Below are 21,072 nucleotides of genomic sequence, written 5' to 3' on the forward strand. Positions count from 1 at the left end.
ATGCCGGGGTCGTGTCGGGGCGACCTCTCTCCTAAGTTGTTTCCAAGCGGACTGAGGAGGCGTGCTGTGGCAGAGTCGGTTGCGGATGTCGTGGTGGCGACATTGGGGAAGTCCGGGGTGCGGCGGGTCTTCGGGGTTCCCGGGGATTCGCTGAACGGCTTCACCGATGCCCTGCGGCGGAACGGTGAGGTTGCCTGGCAGCACGTGCGCCATGAGGAGGCGGCGGCGTTCGCGGCGGCCGGTGAGGCGGCGGTGACGGGCGAGCTGGCCGTTTGTGTCGGCAGTTGCGGACCGGGCAACCTGCATCTGATCAACGGGCTGTTCGACGCGAATCGCAGCGGCGTGCCCGTGCTTGCCATCGCCGCGCAGATCCCACGCGAGGAGATCGGCGGGAGCTACTTCCAGGAGACCCGTCCGGAGGAGCTGTTCCGGCAGTGCAGTGTGTACTCCGAACTTGTCAGCGTCCCGGAACAACTGCCGCGGACCCTGGCGATGGCCATGCGCGCCGCGCTCGAACGGCGTGGTGTGGCGGTCGTCGTCGTACCGGGTGAGATCTTCCTGGCCCAGGCCGAGCGTGGTGCCAAGGCGCTCGAGATCCGGGCGTCGCAGTCGGTCATCCGGCCGGCGGACGAGCCGCTCGCCGCGGCCGCCGACGTACTGAACGGCGCGAAGGCCGTGACCATCCTCGCCGGCGCGGGCTGTGCCGGCGCGCACGACCAGCTGATCGCGCTCGCGGAGGCACTGAAGGCGCCGGTCGTGCATGCCTTCCGCGGCAAAGAGTTCGTCGAGTACGACAATCCGTACGACGTCGGCATGACCGGGCTGATCGGTTGGAGCTCGGGCTACCGGGCGATGGAACACTGCGACGCGCTGCTGATGCTCGGCACCGACTTCCCGTACCGGCCGTTCTACCCCGAGGACGTGCCGGTCGTGCAGGTCGACGTCCGCGGCGAGAACATCGGCCGCCGGGTGCCCGTGGACGTTGCCCTCGTCGGGACCGTCGACGCCACGATCGACGCGTTGCTGCCGCTGATCAAGTCGAAGACCGATTCGGATCACCTCGACCGGATGACGGCTCATCACCGTCGCGCACGGAGCCGGATGGACGCGCTCGCCGAGCAGGGCCGCAAGGAGTCGCCGCTGCATCCGCAGTACGTCGCCGCGACCGTCAACCGGCTGGCGTCGGAGGACGCGGTGTTCACGGCGGACGTCGGTACGCCGTGCATCTGGGCGGCACGCTACGTGAAGATGAATGGCCGGCGCCGGCTGATCGGCTCCTTCAACCACGGCTCGATGGCCAACGCGCTCCCCCACGCGATCGGCGCACAGGCGGCGTACCCGGACCGTCAGGTGATCAGTCTGTCCGGTGACGGCGGGCTGGCGATGCTCCTCGGCGAACTGCTGACCCTGCGTCAGCAACGGCTCCCGGTGAAGGTCGTGGTCTTCAACAACGGCGCGCTGTCGTTCGTCGAGCTCGAGATGAAGGCGGCCGGCATCGTCACGTACGCGACCGACCTCGACGACCCGGACTTCGCCGGCATCGCGAAAGCCACCGGACTGTACGGCGCCCGCGTCGAGACCGCCGACCAACTCGAACCGGCCCTGCGCGCCGCGTTCGAGCACGACGGCCCGGCCCTCGTCGACGTCCTCACGGCCCGGGAAGAACTCTCCCTGCCCCCGAAGATCACTCTCGAGCAGGCCAAGGGATTCACCCTCTTCGCGACCAGAACGATCTTGTCCGGCAACGCCGGCGAACTCGTCGAACTCGCCAAGACCAACCTCCGCCAGCTCCAACGCGAGTAAGAGGTCCGGCTTCGCGTCCTCACCTCCGCCGCCCGGGGCGGTAGGTTGCCGGGCATGGACTGGAAGCTTGAGTTGGTTTCGGTGCCGGTGTCGGATGTGGACCGGGCCAAGGCGTTCTACACCGAGAAGGTCGGGTTCGTGGCCGACCATGATCACCAGGTGACGGACGAACTGCGGTTCGTGCAGCTCACGCCGCCTGGTTCGGCGTGCTCGATCGCGCTGGGCAGTGGGATGGATCAGGCCGAGCCTGGATCCGTCCGCGGGTTGCAGATCGTGGTCGCGGACGTGGACGAGGCCCGCGCGGAGCTGACCGGACGTGGGGTGGAGGTGTCGGAGGTCCAGGAGTTCCCGTGGGGTCGTTTCGTCTTCTTCAGCGACCCGGACGGCAACTCCTGGGCGCTCCAGCAGATCACCAACCGCAACTGAGCCTCACAGCACCCCGCGCTCCGGCGCCGCAGCGACGACCGACGGGCGGTTGCTAGGACGCGCTTGACCAGCCGTCAACAGTCTGTTGAATTATTCCCGCGTACTCGTCCGGCGCCTCCTCCCAGGCGAAGTGCCCGGAGTCGACCACGGCGAGGTGGTTGTCCGGGATCCGCTGCGCGAGGAACTCGGCGTTGGCAAGCGGTACGACGCGGTCGTTGCGGGCGCCGATGATCGTGACCGGAGTCGTGATGGTCGGGAGGAGCTCGGCCAGCTCGGGCAGCTGCTCGGGGTACCGGCGTACGTAGCGCATCGACTCGACGAAGCGATCGCCCTCGTACGACGTCAGGTAGTCGGCCCGGATCAGATCCGGTACGTCGCCCGCGTGCGTCTCCATCGCCGCGTTGACCACCGCGTGCGGATCGACACGGCGGTACTTGTCGAAGTCGGGGTCGACCACCCACGACAACAACGGCTCGCCGAGCTCGAGCGGAACAGCAACGCCACCGGCGCCGACAACCACGCCGGCGAACAGGTCGGGATGGTCCGCGGCCGCGAACAACGCCGCCGCAGTACCGACATCGGGCGCGACGATGTAGGGCCGGCCGAGGTCGAACTCGGCGACGAGGCGGCCGAGGAATTCGCCCATCGCCCGCGGCGCCAGCAAGTCGTCACGACGTTCGGACTGACCGAAGCCGGGAAGGTCGACGGCGACGACTCGGGCATGCTCCGCCAAGGCCGCCCAGATGCGTTCGAATGCGTAGAGGCTCTCCGGCCAGGGGCTGGTGAGCAGGATCGTCGGCTCGTGCGAGCCCTCGCTGTCGGCATAGCGGATCCGGACGCCGTCGACAGTACGGAACCGGACCTCGGGAATCGTGGTGGTGTTCATGCCTTCCAGACTGGCCGCGGGCCAGGCGTGGTCGCGCCCGGGCAACCCACTGGTGGTGCCGGCCCGGGACGACGCCCGTCATTGTCACTGGTGTGAGCGTGGGCCGTGGGCGGGACGGTGGTGGCAGGGACAAGGAGGTCACCATGAAGCTCTTCCGCGGGCGGCGAGAGACCATCGCGGTGCGCGCGGCCCAAGCAAGGCCGGACGACGGACCGGTGATCGTGCTGGTCGGCGGCGCCGACCGTGACGCACTGGACTGGGCCGCGGCCGAGGCTGCTGCCCGGGGATCCGAGCTCCAGCTCGTGTACGCGTTCCGCTGGCCGCCGCAGCTGCTCGACCCGCTGGCCAACTCCGCGGTGGATCTTCGCGCCCGGGACGACGTCGACGCCGTCCTGATGAACGCCATCCACCGCGCCCGCCGGATCGCGCCGTCGCTGCGGATCAGCACGACCGCCTTCCCGGGCAGGCAGCTGCAAGCCCTGATCAGCATGGCCCGCGAGTCCCAGCGGGCGCTGGTTGTCCTCGGCCACGGTCGCGGTCGCCTCGAACGGGCGCTGGCCCGCCGGCTCAGCCGCCGTACGACGGCCTCACTCGCGGTGATCGGGTTGTCCGCCGAAGGCTCCATCGGCACGTCGGCCGGCCGGGTGGTCGTCGGCGACGGGTCGCCGGATGCCGTCGGCTTCGCGTTCCGCGCCGCCCGGCGTCGCGGCACCGGTCTCACGGTCGTCCAGCCCACGGCCGAGGTCGAGGACGCCGTGATCATCTGGCGGATGGCGTACCCCGACGTCGACGTCCGCTGGGAGTTCGCACCGGGCCCGACGGACGGCCTGGTCCTGTCCGAGTCGGCAGGCGCCGCGCTCACGGTTCTTGGTCCGGGGCAGTCGTCGACGTACGACGTCCTGCGGCTCGCCCGCGGTCCGGTGGTGCTGGTCGGGAGCACTGCTCCCTGACCGTTTGCTTTCCGGGCAATGCCGGTGAAAACCTGACCGAATGGCGGAGCGTGAACTGCGGGGGCGGCAACACGAGCTCGCCGTGCTGGGCCGGATGCTCGAGGCCGCACGCCAGGGACGCAGCGAAGCCCTGGTGCTGCGGGGCGAGGCCGGCACCGGGAAATCCGCGCTACTCGACGCCCTGACCGCGAACGTCAAGAGCTGCATGGTCGCGCGCATCGTCGGCATCGAGTCCGAGATGGAGCTCGCCTATGCGGGCCTCTACCAGCTCTGCCGTCCGTTCCTCGACCGGATGGAGCGGCTCGCGCGGCCACAGCACGAGGCGCTGGGGATCGCGTTCGGTCAGCAGGAGGGACCGGCGCCGGATCGGTTCCTGATCGGCCTCGCCGTCCTCAATCTGCTCTCCGACGCGGCGTCCGATCGGCCGGTGCTGTGCATTGTCGACGACGCGCAGTGGCTCGACCTGATGTCCGCGCGGATCCTCGCGTTCGTCGCCCGGCGGCTGGAGGCCGAGTCGGTGGTGATGGTGTTCGCCGTTCGCGACGGTGTGGACCACGAGCTGACCGGGTTCAACGAACTCGAGATCCGCGGTCTCGACGACGCCGACGCGCGAGCCCTGCTGGATTCGGTGCTGCCGGGACCGGTCGACCCGCGCGTCCGGGACCGGATCGTCGCCGAGACCCGGGGCAACCCGCTCGCCCTGCTCGAACTCCCCCGCACCTGGACCGCGGCCGAGCTCGCCGACGGCCTCCGCGGTACGACGCTCGCGAGCCAGATCGAGGACAGCTTCGTACGACGCGTTGAAGGACTGCCCGCGGATACCCGGCTGCTCCTGCTCGTCGCAGCGGCCGAACCGCTCGGCGACGCGACCCTGCTGTGGCGGGCGGTCGAGCGACTCGGGCTGGGCGCCGACCCGGCCGCGGCGGCGATCGAGGCCGGACTGATCACGTTCGGGCAGCACATCGCCTTCCGGCATCCGCTGGTCCGCTCGGCGGCGTACCGGACGGCGACGGCCCAGGACCGGCAGGCTGTGCACCAGGCCCTTGCCGATGTCACCGATCCCGACATCGACCCGGACCGCCGCGCCTGGCACCGCGCCCAGGCGACCGTCAGGCCCGACGAGGATGTCGCGGCCGAGCTCGAACGCTCCGCGAACCGGGCCCAGGGTCGCGGCGGTTTCTACTCGGCCGCCGCGTTCCTCCAACGGTCCGCCGAGCTGACGCCGGACCCGAGCCGCAGAGCCCAACGGACGCTGGCCGCGGCGGTGGCGAAGCGCAGCTCCGGTGCGCTCGACTCGGCCCTGGAGCTGCTCCGCGCGGTGACCGCCGGTCCCCCGGATCCGCTCCGGACGGCCGAGGCCGAACATCTGCGCGGTGAGATCGCATTCGACCAAGGTCGCGCTCGCGAAGCGGCCAGCGGGCTGCTCGACGCAGCCAAGCAGCTCGAGCCGCTCGATCCCGAGCGCGCCCGGGTCGCCTACCTGGAAGCGATGTCGGCCGCCATCTGGGCGAGCGGCCCGAACGCGCCGGGCATCGTCGCCTACGCAGCGGCCGAGACGCCGCCCGTGCCTGACTCCTCCGAGTCGCCGGTCGACGTTCTGCTCGAGGCCCTCGCGCTGCGCTACACCCGCGGCTACACAGCCGCAGCGCCGCACCTGGTCGCGGCGCTCGATCGGGCGCGCGCGGCCGACGTCGGCGCCGAGGACGTCGGCGACTGGTTCTGGCTCACCGGCAACCGCGGCGTCGGCATCGTGGCGGTCGAGGTCTGGGACTACGAGGCGGCGCTCGAGCTCGCCACCCGGCAGGAGCGGACCGCCCGCGCGACCGGTGCGCTCGTACAACTGCAGTTCGCGCTCAACTTCCGGGCGAACATGCTCTGCGCGACCGGTGATCTGGAGACCGTGTCCCGCCTCGTCGAGGAGGACGCCGGGATCGCCGCAGCGACCGGCAACCCCAGCGTCGGCACCGGCCGGCTGTTCCTCGAGGCCTACCGCGGCAACGAGACCACGGCCCGCAAGCTCATCGACACCGCCATCCAGAAGGCGACCGACCAGGGTCAAGGCAGGATCGCGGCGTTCGCGACGTTCACGAACGCCGTACTGCACAACAGTCTCGGCCGCTACGACGTCGCCCGGGACGCAGCCCTGCAGGTATTCGAGCAGGACGTCCTCGGGTACGACGTACTCGTCGTCAGTGAGCTCGCCGAGGCCGCGTCCAGGACGGGCGACACCAAGCTCGTCGAGACCGCTCTCGCCTGGCTGACCGAGCGGACGACCGCCACCCCGACGGACTGGGGACTCGGCATCGAGGCGCGGGTCCGGGCCCTGCTCACCTCGGACGAGAGCGGGTACGTCGAGTCGATCGAGCACCTCGGCCGGACGAAGCTGCGCATCGAACTCTCCCGCTCCCACCTCCAGTACGGCGAATGGCTGCGGCGCGAAGGCCGTCGGGTCGATGCCCGCGAACAGCTCCGGATCGCCCACGAGCAGATGGACCAGATGGGCCTCGAAACCTTCGCGGAGCGAGCCCGGCACGAGCTGCTTGCCACCGGCGAGACGGTCCGCAAGCGCCGGCCGGAAACCCTCAACGACCTGACCGCGCAGGAGGCGCAGATCGCCGGGCTGGCCCGCGACGGGATGACCAACCCTGAGATCGCGGCCCAGCTGTTCATCAGCCCGCGAACGGTCGAGTGGCATCTGCGCAAGACGTTCTCGAAGCTCGGCATCACATCCCGCCGACAGCTTCGTAGTGCGCTGGCGCGCTGACGCACACCCTGGGCCACGTGGACAGCAATCCGGACGGCAACCGCCGGCTACTGACAGTCCGGAACGACGAACCGGCCGGAGCGTGATTGCTCCGGCCGGGGTTCGTGCGGTGATGGATCAGCGGGCGGCCCGCTCGATCACCTTGGTCACTGCCGCGGGCTGCGAGATCAGGACCAGGTGGGAGGCGCCGTCGATCTCGGTGATCGAGGCTCCGGCGCGCTTGGCCATGAAGCGTTCCGCGGCCGGCGCGATGGCGTGGTCACCGGTCGGGACGACCGCGTACTTCGGCAGCGCGGCGGGCGCTGTCTTGGCTACCGGCTCGCCGAACGCGGCGGCCGCGACCGGGCGCTGCGCGGCGATCGCCACGGCACCGACGCGAGCGGGGATGTCGGCCGCCAGCACCGGGCCGGCCGTCTTCGGATTGAGCGCGATGTCGACGCCGCCCGGGTAGCTGATCGTGTAGGTCGTGTCCGGACCCAGCTCGCTACCGGGGAACTGCGAGTTGAGCGCACCCAGCGTCTCGCCGGCCTCGGGGATGAACGCCGCCACGTAGACGAGCGACTTCACGTCCGGGGTGTCGGCCAGCTCGCTGACCAGAGCGCCGCTGTAGGAGTGCCCGACGAGCACCTTCGGGCCGGAGATGCCCGCCAGCACCCCACTCAGGTACGACGTGTCGGATGCGATCCCCCGCAGCGGGACGGCGGGAGCGACGACGTTGTAGCCGTCGCCCTGGAGCCGGCTGATCACCTGGGACCAGCTGGACCCGTCGGCGTACGCGCCGTGCAGCAGGACGATGGTCGGCTTCACCTGCGAGGTCGAGCTGGTGGCTTGTGCGGTGGTCGCGCCGGCGAACAGCAGGGTTCCTCCGAGGACTGCGAGGAACAGGTTCCTGAGCTTCTTCATGATGGTCATGCCTCCGTCACTGTGGTGTTGAGGTTGCGGTTCTCGATGGCCTTGACCGTGTTGTCGAAGGCCTTGCGCAGGACGTTCTTGCCGCCGAGCGCGAACAGGGTGGCCAGCAGGTGGCCCCTGAGGTTCTTGCCTTGGCGGACGATCACGACGTCGATGACAGTCGCGCCGTCGGCCCGGCGGGTGAAGGTGTAGGTGTGGCCGGACGCGCCGCCCCAGGTGTTGGAGTCGGTGGTCGTCAGCACGACGTGGTTCAGGTCGGACCAGTCGTAGTGCAGGCGCTCCCAGACACCGCCGGAGCCCTCGGTCACATCGGCGTACCCGGGGCCTTGGTCGTGCACCTTCAGGTAGTCGTCGTGGCTGTTGGCGAAGATCTCCGCGCGGCCCGGACCGAAGTCGGTGAGCGCGGCGACGAACTGCTCAGGCGTCGAGGTGGTGGTCTCGGTGAAGTGGATCGTGGTCATCTCAGTTCCGTTCCTTTGATCGGGATCCGATGCCTCTACTGTTCGGCGGTCGCGGACCCGTCACGCCAGGGGAAATCACGGGTCCGTCCGCGTGCAGCTGCCGCGTGTGCCGGGGCACGTCAGAGGGCCAGGGATTGCGACGGACGCGATGGAGGCGGCAGGAGGGCGATCGTCGAAGGCATGAACACCAACCGGAAGACCTTGGCGAACGATCGCCGCGTGCAACTCAACGACCGGGCCGACCTGGCCCGTCTGACCGCCGTTCCGCAGCCGCGCACGGACCTCGTTGCCCGGCTCGCCACCGTTCCCGGCCTGGTCCGCCCGGGCGTCGCCCACTGGGACATGAAGGAACGCCTCCCGCTGCACCCGCTCTCGGTCGAGAACGCGTACGGCGACCCGCGGCTGCTGCCCGACCTCGGAACCGCGGCCGTGGACTTCGCCCGCCGCCTGGGCGCCGAGGTCGTCGTCGGTGCCGAGACCGGTGGCATCCCGCTCGCGACCGCGGTCGCGCTGGCCGCGGGCCTCCCGTTCGCCTTCGTCCGCAAGCCCGGGTACGTCGGCCACGAGGACCACGAACCGAGCGTGCGCGGCGCAGCGGTGGCCGGCCGTCGGGTGCTGCTCGTCGACGACGCGGTGTCTTCGGGAGGCGCGCTCGAGGCGTTCGCGGACGAGCTGCAGAGCGAGGGCGCGATCCTGGTCGGCGCCTTCACGCTGGTCGACATGCGTGACGTCGCCACCTCGATCGCGCCGATCGCCAGGGCCCTCCCGATCGAGGCGATCGCGACGTACCTCGAGGTACTCGATGCCGCCACGGCTCACGGCGTACTCGATCCGGCCGTCCACCGGCTCGCCGTCGACGCGCTGGTCAACCACTGGCCGAACGACGACCCGCGCTGGTCCCTGCTCGACCGTGCCGCCTGAGGCTGCCTGAGCCGGTTTGTCCGCAGGCCCCGGTAGGGTCCTGGCCGTGGACGTTGGGGAGCGGATTCAGGAACTTGCCGATCAGATCGTCGTACTGCGGGATGCCTACTACCGCGGTTCGCCGACGGTGGCCGACGCGGAGTACGACGCGATCGAGGACGAGCTGCGGTCACTGATCGAGGCCAATCCGGAGCTCGCCCCGGACCCGAACCCGCTGGACCAGGTGGGTGCGCCGACCGTACTGCACGCGCCGGTCCGGCACTCGCGGCCGATGCTGTCGCTGGAGAAGGCGACCCGGCCCGAGCAGGTCGAGGCTTTCTTCAGCCGCTTCCCGGGCCAGTCGGTCGTCGTGATGCCGAAGCTGGACGGGCTCTCACTCGCCCTCGTCTACGAGAACGGGCGCCTCGCCCGAGCCGTCACCCGCGGCGACGGGACGACCGGCGACGACGTGACGCCGCTAGTGCGAGCGTTGACCGATGGAGTCCCGGCCAAGCTCGACGTCCAGGACCGTGTCGAGGTGCGCGGCGAGGCGGTCATGCTGCGCTCCACCTTCGCCGCCTACAACGCGGCCCACCCCGACAAACCGCTGATCAACCCGAGGAACGCTGCCGCCGGCACGCTGCGCGCCAAGGACCCGGCCACCGTCGCCGAGCGGCGCCTGCAGTTCCTCGCCTTCGACCTGCTCAGCGACCAGGCCGAAGCCGATCTCGAGCAGGCGCTGCAGACGATGGGCTTCACCGTCGCCGACATGCGGCACTGCGGCGACGCCGCCGCGGCGCAGGCGGTGATCACCACGATCGAGCAGCAGCGCAACGAGCTCGACTACGACCTCGACGGCGCCGTACTGCGGTTGGCCGATCGCGATGCCTTCGCGGCCGCCGGCACCCGGTCGAGCTCGCCCCGCGGTGCGCTCGCGTTCAAGTTCGCCGCCGAGGAGAAGACGACCGTGCTGGCCGACGTGGTCTGGGACGTCGGGAAGACCGGCAAGATCGCGCCGGTCGCCTGGCTCGAGCCCGTCTTCGTCGGCGGTACGACGGTCACCCGCGCGACCCTGGCCAACCAGGAGGTGATCCGCGCCCGCGACATCAAGATCGGCGACACCGTCCTGGTCCGTCGCGCCGGTGACGTGATCCCGTTCGTGGCCGGCGTACTTGACGCGTCCAAGCGCACCGGCGACGAGCAGGACATCGTCCCGCCGGTCGTCTGCCCGTCCTGCGGTTTCCCGTTGACCGAGCAGGGCAACAGCCGCGAACTGTTCTGCACCAACGTCTCCTGCCCGGCCCAGACCGTCCGGCGGCTGATCCACTGGGCGTCCCGCGCCGCGGCCGACATCGACGCGATCGGTGGAGTCTGGATCGAGCGACTGGCCGAGGCCGGGATCCTCGAGAACCCGTCGGACTTCTACCAGCTGACCGCCGAGAGACTGCTCGAATTCGACCGGATCGGCGAGGTCTCGGCGGCTCGGATGATCGAGTCGATCAACAACAGCCGCCAGGTCGGCCTGCGCCGGGCCATGATCGGCCTCGCGATCCCGATGGCCTCCGAGGGCACCGCGGCCAGGCTGTGCCGCGCGGGCTTCGGCTCGCTGGAGGCAGTTGCCGACGCGGGCGAGGAAGGCCTCGTCGCGGTCGACGACATCGGCCCGAAGGTCGCCGCCTCGCTCATCGAACACCTGACCCGGCTGCGCCCGGAGCTCGAGCGGCTGCGGGCGGCAGGCGTGTCGCTCGACGTCCGCGAGGAGGACCTTCCGCCGGTCGTCGCGGCCGGCGCGCCGCTGGCGGGCAAGACCGTGGTCGTGACCGGATCCATCAGCGACCCGCGCTCGGGAGAGAAGGTCGCGCGGCCGGCGTTCCAGCGACTCTGTGAGAAGGCCGGCGCGACCATCGCCTCGTCGGTCTCGGCCAGCACCGACCTCCTCATCACCGGCGCCGACGTCGGCGCCGCCAAACTCACCAAGGCCGAGAAGCTCGGCGTCACCGTCGTCGACCAGTCCGAGATCTGGCAGCAACTCCAGGCGGCCGATCTCCTCAACTAGAAACAGGTGGTGTCCGGTTCCTGACAGCACGCTGGCGTACGGCGTGCCGGAAGGGAAAGGGTTGAGGTATGACGGACAAGCACCGTGAAGCGACCGGCTTTCAGGAGCAAGCGCCGTACGACGAATCGATCGACCTGCGCACCGATTTCGTCATGGTCTACGGCCTCAACGACAGCACAGCGCAGCGCATCGCCCGGTGGCGGGAGGCCGGGTACCGCGTCCATCTGATGACAGGCATCTCGTGGGGCACCTACCAGGACTACCTGGACGGGAGGTGGGACGGCTCCGACCACTGGGCCGACGCTCAGACGACCGGCGACGGCAAGCCGATCCTGCACGGCAAGAGCACCGACATCCCGTACATGGTCCCGACGTTCGGTTTCACCGAGTACCTCGTCCAGAAGCTCCGCCCGATCATCGAGCTCGGCGTCGAGGGCATCCACCTCGAGGAGCCCGAGTTCTGGGCGCGGGCCGGGTACTCGGAGTCGTTCAAGCGGGAATGGCAGGCGTTCTTCAAGGAGCCGTGGCAGCCGCCGCACAGCAGTCCCGAGGCGCACTTCCGTGCCGGGCAGCTCAAGCAGCATCTCCTCTCCCGCAGCCTCGACCGGGTCACGTCCGTACTGCGCGACGAAGCGCTCCAGCAGGGCCGCGAGGTGCACTTCTACGTCCCGACCCACAGCCTGCTGAACTACACGCAGTGGCAGATCATCAGCCCCGAATCCCGCCTCCGGACACTCCCCTCGATCGACGGCGCCATCGCGCAGGTGTGGACCGGCACGTCCCGCACGCCGAACGTGTACGCCGGCAAGGTCGCCGAGCGCACGTTCGAGACGGCGTACCTGGAATACGGCATCGCGCAGGACCTGACCCGCGGCACCGACCGGCGGATGTGGTTCCTGCACGACCCGATCGAGGACCACCCGGACCGCACCTGGGAGGACTACCTCGCGAACTACCAGCGCACGCTGATCGCGTCGCTGCTGCACCCCGGCGTCTCGCGGTACGAGGTGGCGCCGTGGCCGAACCGGATCTTCAACCGCCCGTACCTGCGCGAGGGAACCGACGAGCGGTCGCTCATCCCGCCGGAGACGGCCACGAGCTATCTGATCGCGATGAACAGCCTGCGCGATCTGGACCAGCCGGATGTGCGCTGGGATCAGGAAGGCCCGCGGATCGGGATCGCACTGTCCGACACCGCGATGTTCCAGCGCTGGTCGCCCGGTGGTGAGAGCGGACATTACGACGGCTTGCAGGATGCGCTCGCGCTGGAGGGCCGCGAGCAGCTGCATTTCTCCGACTTCTACGGTCTCGCGTTGCCGCCGCTGTTCGACGGGCAGCGGGTCGCGCCGGTGCAGCTGGAGAACGTGATCGACACACCGGACGCGCTGGACGATGTCGACGTACTCGTCCTCAGCTACGAGTTCCAGAAGCCGCTCGCGCCGAGCATCCACTACGCGCTGGCCGGATGGGTCAGCCGCGGCGGCAGCCTGCTGTACGTCGGGGACGGGGCCGATCCCTACCACGAGATCCGCTCCTGGTGGACGGGTCGCTACGAGACCTGCGCCGACCACCTGGCGGAGGCGCTCGGCGCGGACCGGGACGGTATCCAGTCGATCGGGAAGGGGCGGGTCCGGTTCCTTCCGGTCCGGCCCGCCGTCTTCACCGAGTCGCCGGAGCGCGCGGCCGAGCTCGTCGCAGCGATCCGGGAGCTGGCCGAGGCCGGCGGCCATACGTGGCAGTCGACCAACTGGTTGTCGGTGCGGCGTGGTCCGTACCTCATCGGGGCCGTGCTGGACGGGAGCCATGTTGTCGAGGGCAACTATCTCGATCTGCTCGATCCTGGACTGGGGATTGTCGAGCGGCGTGAGCTGGGCCCGGGGCAACTGACTTGGTTGCGTGACCTCAGCTATGACTCGGAGCAACTGCTCGCGTCGGCCGGTCGGATGGTGGACTGGGTCTCCGACGAGGGTGGCATCAGCTTCACCTGCGAAGCGCCACATGGCGTCCAGGTCACGACCGCGCTGCGCGTGCCCACCGAGCCGACATCCGTGAGCACCGACTACGAGTACGACGCCGGTGTCCTCTGGCTGCGTCATCCTGGCGAACCGGGCGGGACCCGCGTAGAAATCAGGTTATGACTGATGCGGTTGTCTTCGACCTCGACGGGGTCCTGATCGACTCCGAGCCGCTGTGGGACGACGTACGGCGAGGTGTCGTGGCGTCCGCGGGCCGGGACTGGCCGGCGGACGCCACGGAGGCGTTGCAGGGCATGAGTACGCCGGAGTGGTCGGCGTACCTGACCGATGTCGTCGGCGTACCGGGGCCGGCGGAAGACGTGGCGGCCAGGGTGATCGACGGCATGGTGGCGCGCTATCGCTCTGAGTTGCCGCTGTTGCCGGGAGCGGTCGACGTGGTGCAGCGGCTGGCGAGTTCTTGGCCCCTGGGACTCGCATCGTCGTCGCCGCGGCGGCTGATCGACACCGTGCTGGGGTCGGCTCGGCTGACCGAGCACTTCCGCGTCACGGTCTCGACCGAGGAGGTCGGCGCGGGCAAGCCCTCTCCCGCGGTCTACAACGAGGTGGTGCGGCGACTCGGGGTCGATGGGTCCCGGGTCGTCGCCGTCGAGGACTCCAGCAACGGACTACGTTCGGCGTCCGCGGCCGGGCTGCGTGTCATCGCAGTACCGAACGCGAACTACCCGCCGCAGGACGATGCGCTCGCGCTGGCCGATGTCGTCGTCCACTCGCTCGACGAGGTCACCGCGGGTCTCATCGGCTAGAGCGCTCGCACCCGGTTGTTGCGGGGGTTGTGCTCGAGCTCGACCAGGCCGAGGACCTCGAGGACCGGAGGAACGTAGTTCGCGAAACGGCCGCGGTAGCCCTTGCGGAGCCCGTACCAGCCGCCGATCGGGTTGTCCTCCGAGCGCGCCCAGGCCTCGACCGTGCCCGGTGCGGCAGGCTTCTGCTCGTCGGCGTTGCCGAGCGGCATCCAGTCACCGTGCGCCTTCAGCATCGCGTGCAGGTCGTCGATACAGCGCAGGTCGTAGCTGAGCTTCGTCGTACCCACTTGGCACACGAGCGCCGTCTCGTCGCGGTACACCTGGTACTGCGAGCTGCCGGGCGGCGTGGTCAGCACCCACGGATCCGCCGCCGTCCCCGAACCTTCTGCGCCCATGACTCCCCCTCTTGGTCCACTTTCGGTTACCGTAACACTCAAGTTACCGAGATGGGAGTATGCCAGTGGAACCGCGTGAGGCCGCGCCCGCGCTCGACGCGCTCGGCGACGCGAACCGGCGGGCGATCGTCGAGATCCTCGGCAGCGGCGCGTTGTCGGTCCGGCAGATCGCCGAGCAGCTGCCGATCAGCCGGCCGGCCGTGTCGCGGCACCTGCGGTTGCTGAAGGACGCCGGGCTGGTGAGCGACGTACCTGATGGGAATCGACGGGTGTACCAGTTGCGCGAGGAGGGCGTGGACGCGGTTCGCGCGTACTTCGCGGACGTGTGGGGGTCAGCGGCGACGCGGTTCCGGATCGTGGCCGAGAACACCTCGGAGGAGAAGTGATCGAGCCGCTGGTCGTCGAGTTCGAGGTCGACGCGTCGGTCTCGCACGCGTTCGACGTGTGGACGCGGAAATGTGCGAGTTGGTGGCCGCGTGGTCATACCGTCAGCGGTGATCCGGCGGCGATCAGCTTCGAACCGCAGTCCGGCGGGCGGATCGTCGAGACCGGGCCGGACGGAGCCGAGCACCTGTGGGGCGAGGTGCTGGACTGGGAGCCGCCCGGGCGATTGCGATTCCTGTGGCACCTGTTCTTCGACCGCAGCGAGGCGACCGAGGTCGAGATCACGTTCAACCCGCGCGGCGACGGCACCGTCGTACGCCTGGAACAGACCGGCTGGGACAACCTCGGACCCGCCGGCCGCCCACGCCGTGACCGAACGGGGGCGGCGTGGGCGGCGATCACCTCCCGCTACATCGCCGAACTGTAGGACCGTTGGTATCACCCACGATTACCTGATTCTCCCTTGTTTGCCGTGCATACGAGCACTGAACCAATTCGGTTCAGCGTGAACCGGTCGGCGTCGGGGCCCGTGTAGGGCCCATACATTCGTGCACCACAGGGGAGAAAGCATCATGGGTACAGTGGCAAAGCATTTTCGGCGTGGACTCGCCGCGGCGGCTGTCGGAGCCGGCATCGCCGTGAGCCTCACCGCGACAGCATCCGCGGCGCCGTCGGGCAGTGTCGTGATCGACACCGGCCAGCTGATCGTCACCGGCACGAACCGCGCCGACAACATCACGCTCAGCGTGCCGGCCGCCGACACGTCGGTGGTCGAGGTGGACTTCGGTGACGGTACGGCGAAGCGTGTCGTGAAGCGGGCGGACTTCGGGCAGATCCACGTCACCAGCCGGGGCGGCAACGACGTCGTACGGATCGACTACGGCGCCGAGGTGCAGCCGGCCACGATCATCGACACCGGGAACGGCAACGACACCGTGTTCGGTGGCAGCGGCAACGAACTGATCCGCACCGGCGCCGGCAACGACAGCGTCGACGGGAACCGCGGCGCCGACACGGCACTGCTCGGCACCGGCCGCGACACGTTCACCTGGGACCCGGGCGACGGCAGCGACGTCGTCGAGGGTGGGCGCGACCAGGACACGATGGTGTTCAACGGCGCGGCCGCCGCGGAGAAGTTCGTTGCAGCTGCCAACGGTCCGCGACTGCGGTTCACCCGGGACGTCGGCAACATCGTGATGGACACCGACGATGTCGAGCGCCTCGACCTCAACGCCCTCGGCGGCGCCGACACCGTCACCGTCGGCGATCTGCGCGGCACCGATGTCCAGAAGGTCTCGGTCGACCTCGGTGCCCAGCTCAACACTCGCGGCGGCGACTCGGCGCTCGACGCAGTCACCGTGACGGGCACGGCCGGCAAGGACCACATCCGGGTGTCGGGTTCCCGCGGCGACGTGCGGGTGTCCGGGCTGCGAGCCGACGTACAACTGAAGGACGCAGAGCCCACGGACCACCTCACCGTCGACACCCGCGCCGGTAGGGACCGCGTCTCCACCGCCGGCCTCGCCCGAGGCACCATCACCCTCAGCATCCTCTGACCGCAACGCTCCACGCCGCCGCCTCACGAGACCTTGGCGGCGGCGTGCGGGTGCTGTCGAGCTTGTAGCTCACCGGCTGATGGTCCTGCCACCACGGGTACCCCGACAACAGCGATTCCTTTTGGGGGTGGGTGGGGTCTACCTGGTGGATCAACGGTGAGAAGGAGTCGATGAGGATGCAGGCGTTGGTGCAGGCGGGGTCGGGCGGGCCTCGGGAGATGCGGCTGGTGACCGATGCGGAGGTGCCGGTGGCCGGAGCGGGTGAGGTGTTGGTTCGGGTCGGGGCGGCTGGGGTGAACTTTGCCGATGTCTCCAAGAGTTATGGGGTGTTCGGGGGTGGGCCGCAGCCGCCGTACGTGGCTGGGTTCGAGGCGGCGGGCGAGATAGTTGCGGTGGGGGCAGGGGTGGGCGAGGCGCGGCTGGGGGAACTGGTCGTCGGGGTTGGCGACGGCGCGTTTGCGGAGTACATGGTGTTGGGGACGGCGGTGCCGGTGCCTCCGGGCTGGTCGGCGCAGGAGGCGTTGGGGATGGTGGTGAATTGGCCTACGGCGCTGGCTGCGGTGACGACTCTTGGCCGGGTGGCCGCCGGCGAGACCGTGGTAGTTCATGCCGCGGCGGGTGCGACGGGGCAGGCGGCGGTGAGGATTGCCAAGCATTACGGCGCTACGGTCATCGGCACGGCGTCGCCGGGTAAGCATGAAGTCGTGCTGGCTCTGGGCGCCGACCATGTGCTCGACTCCCGCAGCGACGGCCTCGCGGCCGACATTCTGCGGCTGACAGGCGGCGTCGATCTCGTGGTGGAGTCGGGTGGAATGCTCGAAACCAGCCTGGCCGTGGCCAAGCGCGTCACCGGTCGAGTGGTGGTCACGGGACTGGCCGGTGGCGAGGCCTCGATCACCAACTGGGACCTCGTCTACAAGCATCAGGTCCACGTGATCGGCTTCAACCTCGGCGTACTCATCGAGACCGCCCCACACGTCTTCGGCGAGCTCTCGGCCCTGATCGCCGCCGGCGTCCTGTCCCCCAGCAGACCCACCACCTACGACCTCGCCGACGGGCCGAAAGCGCTCGCCGAGCTCGAGGCCCGCGCCACCGTCGGCAAGCTGGCGCTGCTGCCTTGAGAGACTTGGGTATGGGCTCGGAAGAGCAGTTCACCGCCGACACCGAGCGGTACCGCCGGGAGCTGCTCGCGCTCTGCTACCGCATGGTCGGCTCCGCCCATGACGCCGAGGACCTCGTGCAGGAGACGTACCTACGGGCCTGGCGCTCGTACGACGGCTACGAGGGCCGCGCCTCGATCCGCTCCTGGCTCTACAAGATCGCGACCAACGTCTGCCTCACGGCTGCCGATTCGCGCCGAGGCCGGTTCCTGCCATCAGGTCTGGCAGGCCCGTACGACGGCCCCGACCGCCCACCGCTCCCCACCGCGCCGGGCGAGGTCTCGTGGCTCGAACCCCTCCCCGACAGCTGGATCGCGCCGGCCGCCGACGATCCGGCCGCGGTTGTTGTCGCGCGCGAGTCGGTCCGGCTCGCGCTCATCGCCAGCCTCCAGCTCCTGCCACCACGCCAACGCGCCGTACTCATCCTGCGCGAGGTCCTCGCGTTCCCCGCGGCCGACACCGCGGAGATCCTCGGCACGACCACCGCGGCGGTCAAGAGTGCGCTGCAGCGCGCCCGTTCGACGCTCGACGACCTGGAGCCCGACGACCTCCTCGAGCCAACCGACCAGCGGGCGCGTGCACTGCTCGACGGCTACATCACCGCATTCGAGCGCTCGGACGCCGACCTACTGGAGCAGGTCCTCCGAGCCGACGCCACACTCGAGGCAACCCCGTTCCGCGACTGGCGGGCAGGCAAGACGAGATGCATCCACCTGCTCAAGACACACGTCTTCGGTGCGCCGGGAGACTGGAGGCTCATCCCCACCACCGCCAACGGCCAGCCGGCCGCAGTGGTCCATCACCACGGTCAGGCGAGCGGCATCGTAGTACTGACCGCAACCACCACAGGCATTTCCAAGGTCGTCGAGTTCCAGGATCCCGCCCTGGTCGTAGCCTTCACCTCTGAGCGGGTCAGCTGTCCTCCGGTCTGACTTCGAAGTGGGTGACGGTGAGGTCGCGTTCGAGTAGGTAGTCGTCGTCTTCGGGGTAGTACTTCGCGTGGGTGATGTCGTCGCCGGCGAACGCGCGGATGTGGTCGAGGTCGGTCCACCAGCTCAGCGTCACGATCTCGGTGCGGCCGTCGCCGAGGTCGCGGGTCAGGAGCTGCGCACCCTGGTTCCCGGGCGTACGGCGGTAGCCGGCCATGCCGGTGCGCTCGACGATCTCGGCGTACTCCGCGGCCTTCTCGGTGGGCACCCACCCACGCCACATCCGCGCGATCATGCGGCCGTCAGGAGCGGTCGTAGTGGGACGGCGGGAACGGGTGCCGGTCGGTGAGCGGGTAGATCTCGCCCTCGGACTCCTCCCGGTCCAGCTCGGCCTTGGCCTCTTCGTACACCTCGGACTGGGTGACGTCGGTCGGCACCGGCTCGTCGGTCGCCGGCGGGACCTCGTCCGGATCGTACGCGTCGACCCCGGCCTCGACCCGCTCCTCCTCGGTCCGGCGGTCCAGGTCGTCCTGGTCCGGATGGATCGCATCGGCGCCACCGTGCTCGCGCCGATCGCGGTGCACGTTCTCCGACGTCTCGAAAGGTTCGTCCGACATCGTTCCTCCTCAACCGAGGGCTCAACCGGGAGCTCAACAGGACCGTCACGAACCACAGTAGGCCACGACCTACAGGTTGGTCTGGGCCTCCAGCTCATCCGGGTACCGGCCGCCCTCGATCTCGATCCTCGACGACGCCTCGGTCAGCCGGTCGAGCTCGCCGGCGGACAGCGTGACGTCCGCGGCGGCCAGGTTCTCCTCCAGCCGATGCAGCTTCGTCGTACCCGGAATCGGAACGATCCACGGTTTCCGCGCCAGCAGCCAGGCCAGTGCGACCTGCGCCGGGGTGACCCCGTTCGCGGTCGCGAAGGACTGCACCAGCTCGACCATTGCAACGTTGTGCGGCAGCGCATCGGCCCCGAACCGCGGGATCCGTGCCCGCAGATCGTTGTCCTTGTCGAAGGTGGTGCCGACCGTTCCGGTCAGGAAGCCCTTGCCGAGCGGGCTGTACGGCACGAACCCGATCCCCAGCTCCTCGCACGTAGCCAGGACCTCTTCCTCGGGCCGGCGCCACCACAACGAGTACTCGCTCTGCACGGCAGTCACAGGCTGTACGGCGTGCGCACGCCGGATCGTGCTCGCGGCCGCCTCGGACATCCCGAACCGCTTGACTTTCCCGGCCTCGATCAGTGCCTTCACCGCCCCGGCGAACTCTTCGATCGGGTACGCCGGGTTCACCCGATGCTGGTAGTACAGGTCGATCGCCTCGACGCCGAGCCGCCGCAACGACCCGTCCACAGCACCCCCGACCTCGTCGGGCCGCAACATCCGCCCGACCGGCTTCCGCTGCACCGGATCGATCACGTTCGCGAACTTCGTTGCCACCGTCACCCGGTCCAGGTACGGCGCCAGCGCCTCCCCCACCAGTTCCTCGTTCGCGTGCGGCCCGTAGATCTCGGCGGTGTCGAAGAATGTGACGCCCAGGTCCACGGCGGCGTGCAGGAGCCTGACCATCTCCGCCCGATCCGGCCGCCCGCCGTACCCACCGGTCATCGTCATACAACCGAGCCCGATCGCCGACACCACGGGACCGTCGGCTCCGAGAGTGCGTTCCTTCATCTGTGTCCTCCCAATTCGCCCAGAGCCCAGGCAACCCTCGCCGGGCGCCGCGCGGGAGGCCGCGTCGAACGGGGGTACTGACAGAACCCCTCTCGCCGCGGCCGGAGTTCGTAAGGTGGAAGCGTGAGCACGGAGAACCGGAAGCAGGTGCGTGACTTCCTCGTCAACAGACGCGGGAAGGTCACCCCGCAGCAGGCGGGGCTGCAATACTACGGCGGCAATCGGCGGGTGCCGGGGCTGCGCCGGGAGGAAGTCGCGATGCTGGCCGGGCTCAGCGTCGACTATTACTCCCGGATCGAGAAGGGCAACATCTCCGGCGCCTCCGAGACTGTCCTGCACGCCATCTCGGACGCCCTCCAGCTCGACGAAGCCGAGCGCACGTACCTGTTCGACCTCGCCCGTACTGCGAACGCCGGCCCTCGCGCGCCACGCCGTGAACCCGCCCGCCGCGTCAGGCCGGCCGTGCAGCGCATCCTGGACGGTATGGCGGCCACCCCTGCGCTCGTGCGCAGCGGCCGCCTCGACATCCTCGCTGCCAACCCACTCGGCCGTGCTCTCTTCGCGCCGATCTTCGACAGCCCGGCGACCGCTCCCGGGCAGGCGCCGAACCACGCGCGGTTCGGGTTTCTCGACCCGAGGGCGCACGACTTCCACCCGGACTGGAATCTCTCCGCGAACACGAACGTCGCGATCCTGCGGACCGAGGCCGGCCGCGATCCGTACAACAAGGAGCTGACCGACCTGATCGGCGAGCTGAGCACCCGCAGCGAGGACTTCCGGACCCGCTGGGCCGACCAGAACGTCCGCCTGCATCGCACCGGCACCAAGTCCTTCCGGCATCCGGTCGTCGGCCTGGTCACCGTCGATTTCGAGGCTATGGACCTGTCCGCCGACGCCGGCCTGACGCTCACGGCGTACTCCGCCGAGCCGGCGTCCCCGTCGGCCGATGCGCTGGCTCTGCTCGGGAGTTGGGTGGCGACGGGGAGTCACGTCGGCGAAACCGGCTGACTTTTGGGGGGTGGCCGCGCGTAGGCT

General features: G+C 69.5%; 21 protein-coding genes. 14 read left to right on the forward strand and 7 right to left on the reverse strand.

The features are described 5' to 3' along the window. Positions 1–66 precede the first annotated feature (66 nt). On the forward strand, positions 67–1,803 hold the full coding sequence (gene poxB / locus OHA10_RS33730) for a ubiquinone-dependent pyruvate dehydrogenase (protein ID WP_371402819.1): 1,737 nt from the start codon (positions 67–69) through the stop codon (positions 1,801–1,803). A gap of 54 nt (positions 1,804–1,857) precedes the next feature. Next, entirely contained in the window at positions 1,858–2,229 is a 372-nt protein-coding gene (locus OHA10_RS33735) for a glyoxalase superfamily protein (protein WP_371402820.1), read from the forward strand. A 52-nt stretch (positions 2,230–2,281) separates the two neighbouring features. Here the strand turns inward: OHA10_RS33735 and OHA10_RS33740 are convergent, their stop codons facing one another. Then, entirely contained in the window at positions 2,282–3,115 is an 834-nt protein-coding gene (locus OHA10_RS33740; protein ID WP_371402821.1) for an alpha/beta fold hydrolase, read from the reverse strand. 143 nt (positions 3,116–3,258) lie between these two features. On the opposite strand from OHA10_RS33740, the gene OHA10_RS33745 reads away from it, so the two are divergent. After that, complete coding sequence (locus OHA10_RS33745; RefSeq protein ID WP_371402822.1) at positions 3,259–4,065, forward strand: universal stress protein; 807 nt, start codon at positions 3,259–3,261, stop codon at positions 4,063–4,065. A 40-nt stretch (positions 4,066–4,105) separates the two neighbouring features. Then, positions 4,106–6,829, forward strand: coding sequence for an AAA family ATPase (locus OHA10_RS33750; RefSeq protein ID WP_371402823.1), 2,724 nt, complete (start codon positions 4,106–4,108; stop codon positions 6,827–6,829). 117 nt (positions 6,830–6,946) lie between these two features. Here the strand turns inward: OHA10_RS33750 and OHA10_RS33755 are convergent, their stop codons facing one another. Both OHA10_RS33755 and OHA10_RS33760 read right to left on the reverse strand, forming a co-directional pair. Then, positions 6,947–7,732, reverse strand: coding sequence for an alpha/beta fold hydrolase (locus tag OHA10_RS33755; protein WP_371402824.1), 786 nt, complete (start codon positions 7,730–7,732; stop codon positions 6,947–6,949). Between the two features lie 5 nt (positions 7,733–7,737). Beyond that, complete coding sequence (locus tag OHA10_RS33760) at positions 7,738–8,202, reverse strand: hypothetical protein (protein WP_371402825.1); 465 nt, start codon at positions 8,200–8,202, stop codon at positions 7,738–7,740. Between the two features lie 180 nt (positions 8,203–8,382). Between OHA10_RS33760 and OHA10_RS33765 the strand changes: the two genes are divergently transcribed. The 4 genes from OHA10_RS33765 to OHA10_RS33780 all read left to right on the forward strand — a co-directional run bounded on the left by OHA10_RS33765 (position 8,383) and on the right by OHA10_RS33780 (position 13,937). Further along, entirely contained in the window at positions 8,383–9,123 is a 741-nt protein-coding gene (locus OHA10_RS33765; protein ID WP_371402826.1) for an orotate phosphoribosyltransferase, read from the forward strand. Between the two features lie 46 nt (positions 9,124–9,169). Then, positions 9,170–11,158, forward strand: a complete 1,989-nt coding sequence (ligA, locus tag OHA10_RS33770; protein ID WP_371402827.1) for an NAD-dependent DNA ligase LigA — start codon at positions 9,170–9,172, stop codon at positions 11,156–11,158. Positions 11,159–11,226: 68 nt separating this feature from the next. Further along, positions 11,227–13,296: a hypothetical protein gene (locus OHA10_RS33775; protein ID WP_371402828.1), complete on the forward strand. Its 2,070-nt coding sequence runs from the start codon at positions 11,227–11,229 to the stop codon at positions 13,294–13,296. Beyond that, complete coding sequence (locus OHA10_RS33780; protein WP_371402829.1) at positions 13,293–13,937, forward strand: HAD family hydrolase; 645 nt, start codon at positions 13,293–13,295, stop codon at positions 13,935–13,937. The genes OHA10_RS33775 and OHA10_RS33780 overlap by 4 nt, the downstream gene beginning before the upstream one ends. Here the strand turns inward: OHA10_RS33780 and OHA10_RS33785 are convergent. Then, positions 13,934–14,332, reverse strand: coding sequence for a DUF6855 family protein (locus tag OHA10_RS33785; protein ID WP_371402830.1), 399 nt, complete (start codon positions 14,330–14,332; stop codon positions 13,934–13,936). The genes OHA10_RS33780 and OHA10_RS33785 overlap by 4 nt on opposite strands. Positions 14,333–14,391: 59 nt before the next feature. On the opposite strand from OHA10_RS33785, the gene OHA10_RS33790 reads away from it, so the two are divergent. The 5 genes from OHA10_RS33790 (at position 14,392) to OHA10_RS33810 (ending at position 18,364) form a co-directional block, all read left to right on the forward strand. Continuing rightward, the gene (locus tag OHA10_RS33790) at positions 14,392–14,718 is read left to right on the forward strand and encodes an ArsR/SmtB family transcription factor (RefSeq protein WP_371402831.1); all 327 of its coding nucleotides are present in this window, start codon (positions 14,392–14,394) and stop codon (positions 14,716–14,718) included. Further along, entirely contained in the window at positions 14,715–15,143 is a 429-nt protein-coding gene (locus tag OHA10_RS33795) for an SRPBCC domain-containing protein (RefSeq protein ID WP_371402832.1), read from the forward strand. Before OHA10_RS33790 ends, OHA10_RS33795 begins: the two co-directional genes overlap by 4 nt. A gap of 145 nt (positions 15,144–15,288) precedes the next feature. Continuing rightward, the gene (locus OHA10_RS33800; protein ID WP_371402833.1) at positions 15,289–16,272 is read left to right on the forward strand and encodes a calcium-binding protein; all 984 of its coding nucleotides are present in this window, start codon (positions 15,289–15,291) and stop codon (positions 16,270–16,272) included. A gap of 170 nt (positions 16,273–16,442) precedes the next feature. Then, entirely contained in the window at positions 16,443–17,393 is a 951-nt protein-coding gene (locus OHA10_RS33805) for a zinc-binding alcohol dehydrogenase family protein (protein WP_371402834.1), read from the forward strand. Positions 17,394–17,404: 11 nt separating this feature from the next. Beyond that, on the forward strand, positions 17,405–18,364 hold the full coding sequence (locus tag OHA10_RS33810; protein ID WP_371402835.1) for an RNA polymerase subunit sigma-70: 960 nt from the start codon (positions 17,405–17,407) through the stop codon (positions 18,362–18,364). Here the strand turns inward: OHA10_RS33810 and OHA10_RS33815 are convergent. From OHA10_RS33815 to OHA10_RS33825, 3 genes are all read right to left on the reverse strand, one after another. Beyond that, positions 18,345–18,644, reverse strand: a complete 300-nt coding sequence (locus tag OHA10_RS33815) for an antibiotic biosynthesis monooxygenase (RefSeq protein WP_371402836.1) — start codon at positions 18,642–18,644, stop codon at positions 18,345–18,347. The genes OHA10_RS33810 and OHA10_RS33815 overlap by 20 nt on opposite strands. Before the next feature lie 19 nt (positions 18,645–18,663). Continuing rightward, positions 18,664–18,978 (reverse strand): hypothetical protein, encoded by a 315-nt coding sequence (locus OHA10_RS33820; protein ID WP_371402837.1) that lies wholly within the window; start codon positions 18,976–18,978, stop codon positions 18,664–18,666. A 69-nt stretch (positions 18,979–19,047) separates the two neighbouring features. Beyond that, a complete protein-coding gene (locus tag OHA10_RS33825) occupies positions 19,048–20,037 on the reverse strand; it encodes an aldo/keto reductase (protein WP_371402838.1) in 990 nt (329 codons plus the stop codon). Positions 20,038–20,160: 123 nt separating this feature from the next. On the opposite strand from OHA10_RS33825, the gene OHA10_RS33830 reads away from it, so the two are divergent. After that, positions 20,161–21,045 carry a helix-turn-helix domain-containing protein gene (locus OHA10_RS33830; RefSeq protein ID WP_371402839.1) on the forward strand — a complete coding sequence of 295 codons (885 nt, stop codon included), beginning with the start codon at positions 20,161–20,163 and terminating at the stop codon, positions 21,043–21,045. Positions 21,046–21,072 lie beyond the last annotated feature (27 nt).

The sequence above is a fragment of the Kribbella sp. NBC_00662 genome (assembly GCF_041430295.1).
Classification (GTDB): domain Bacteria; phylum Actinomycetota; class Actinomycetes; order Propionibacteriales; family Kribbellaceae; genus Kribbella.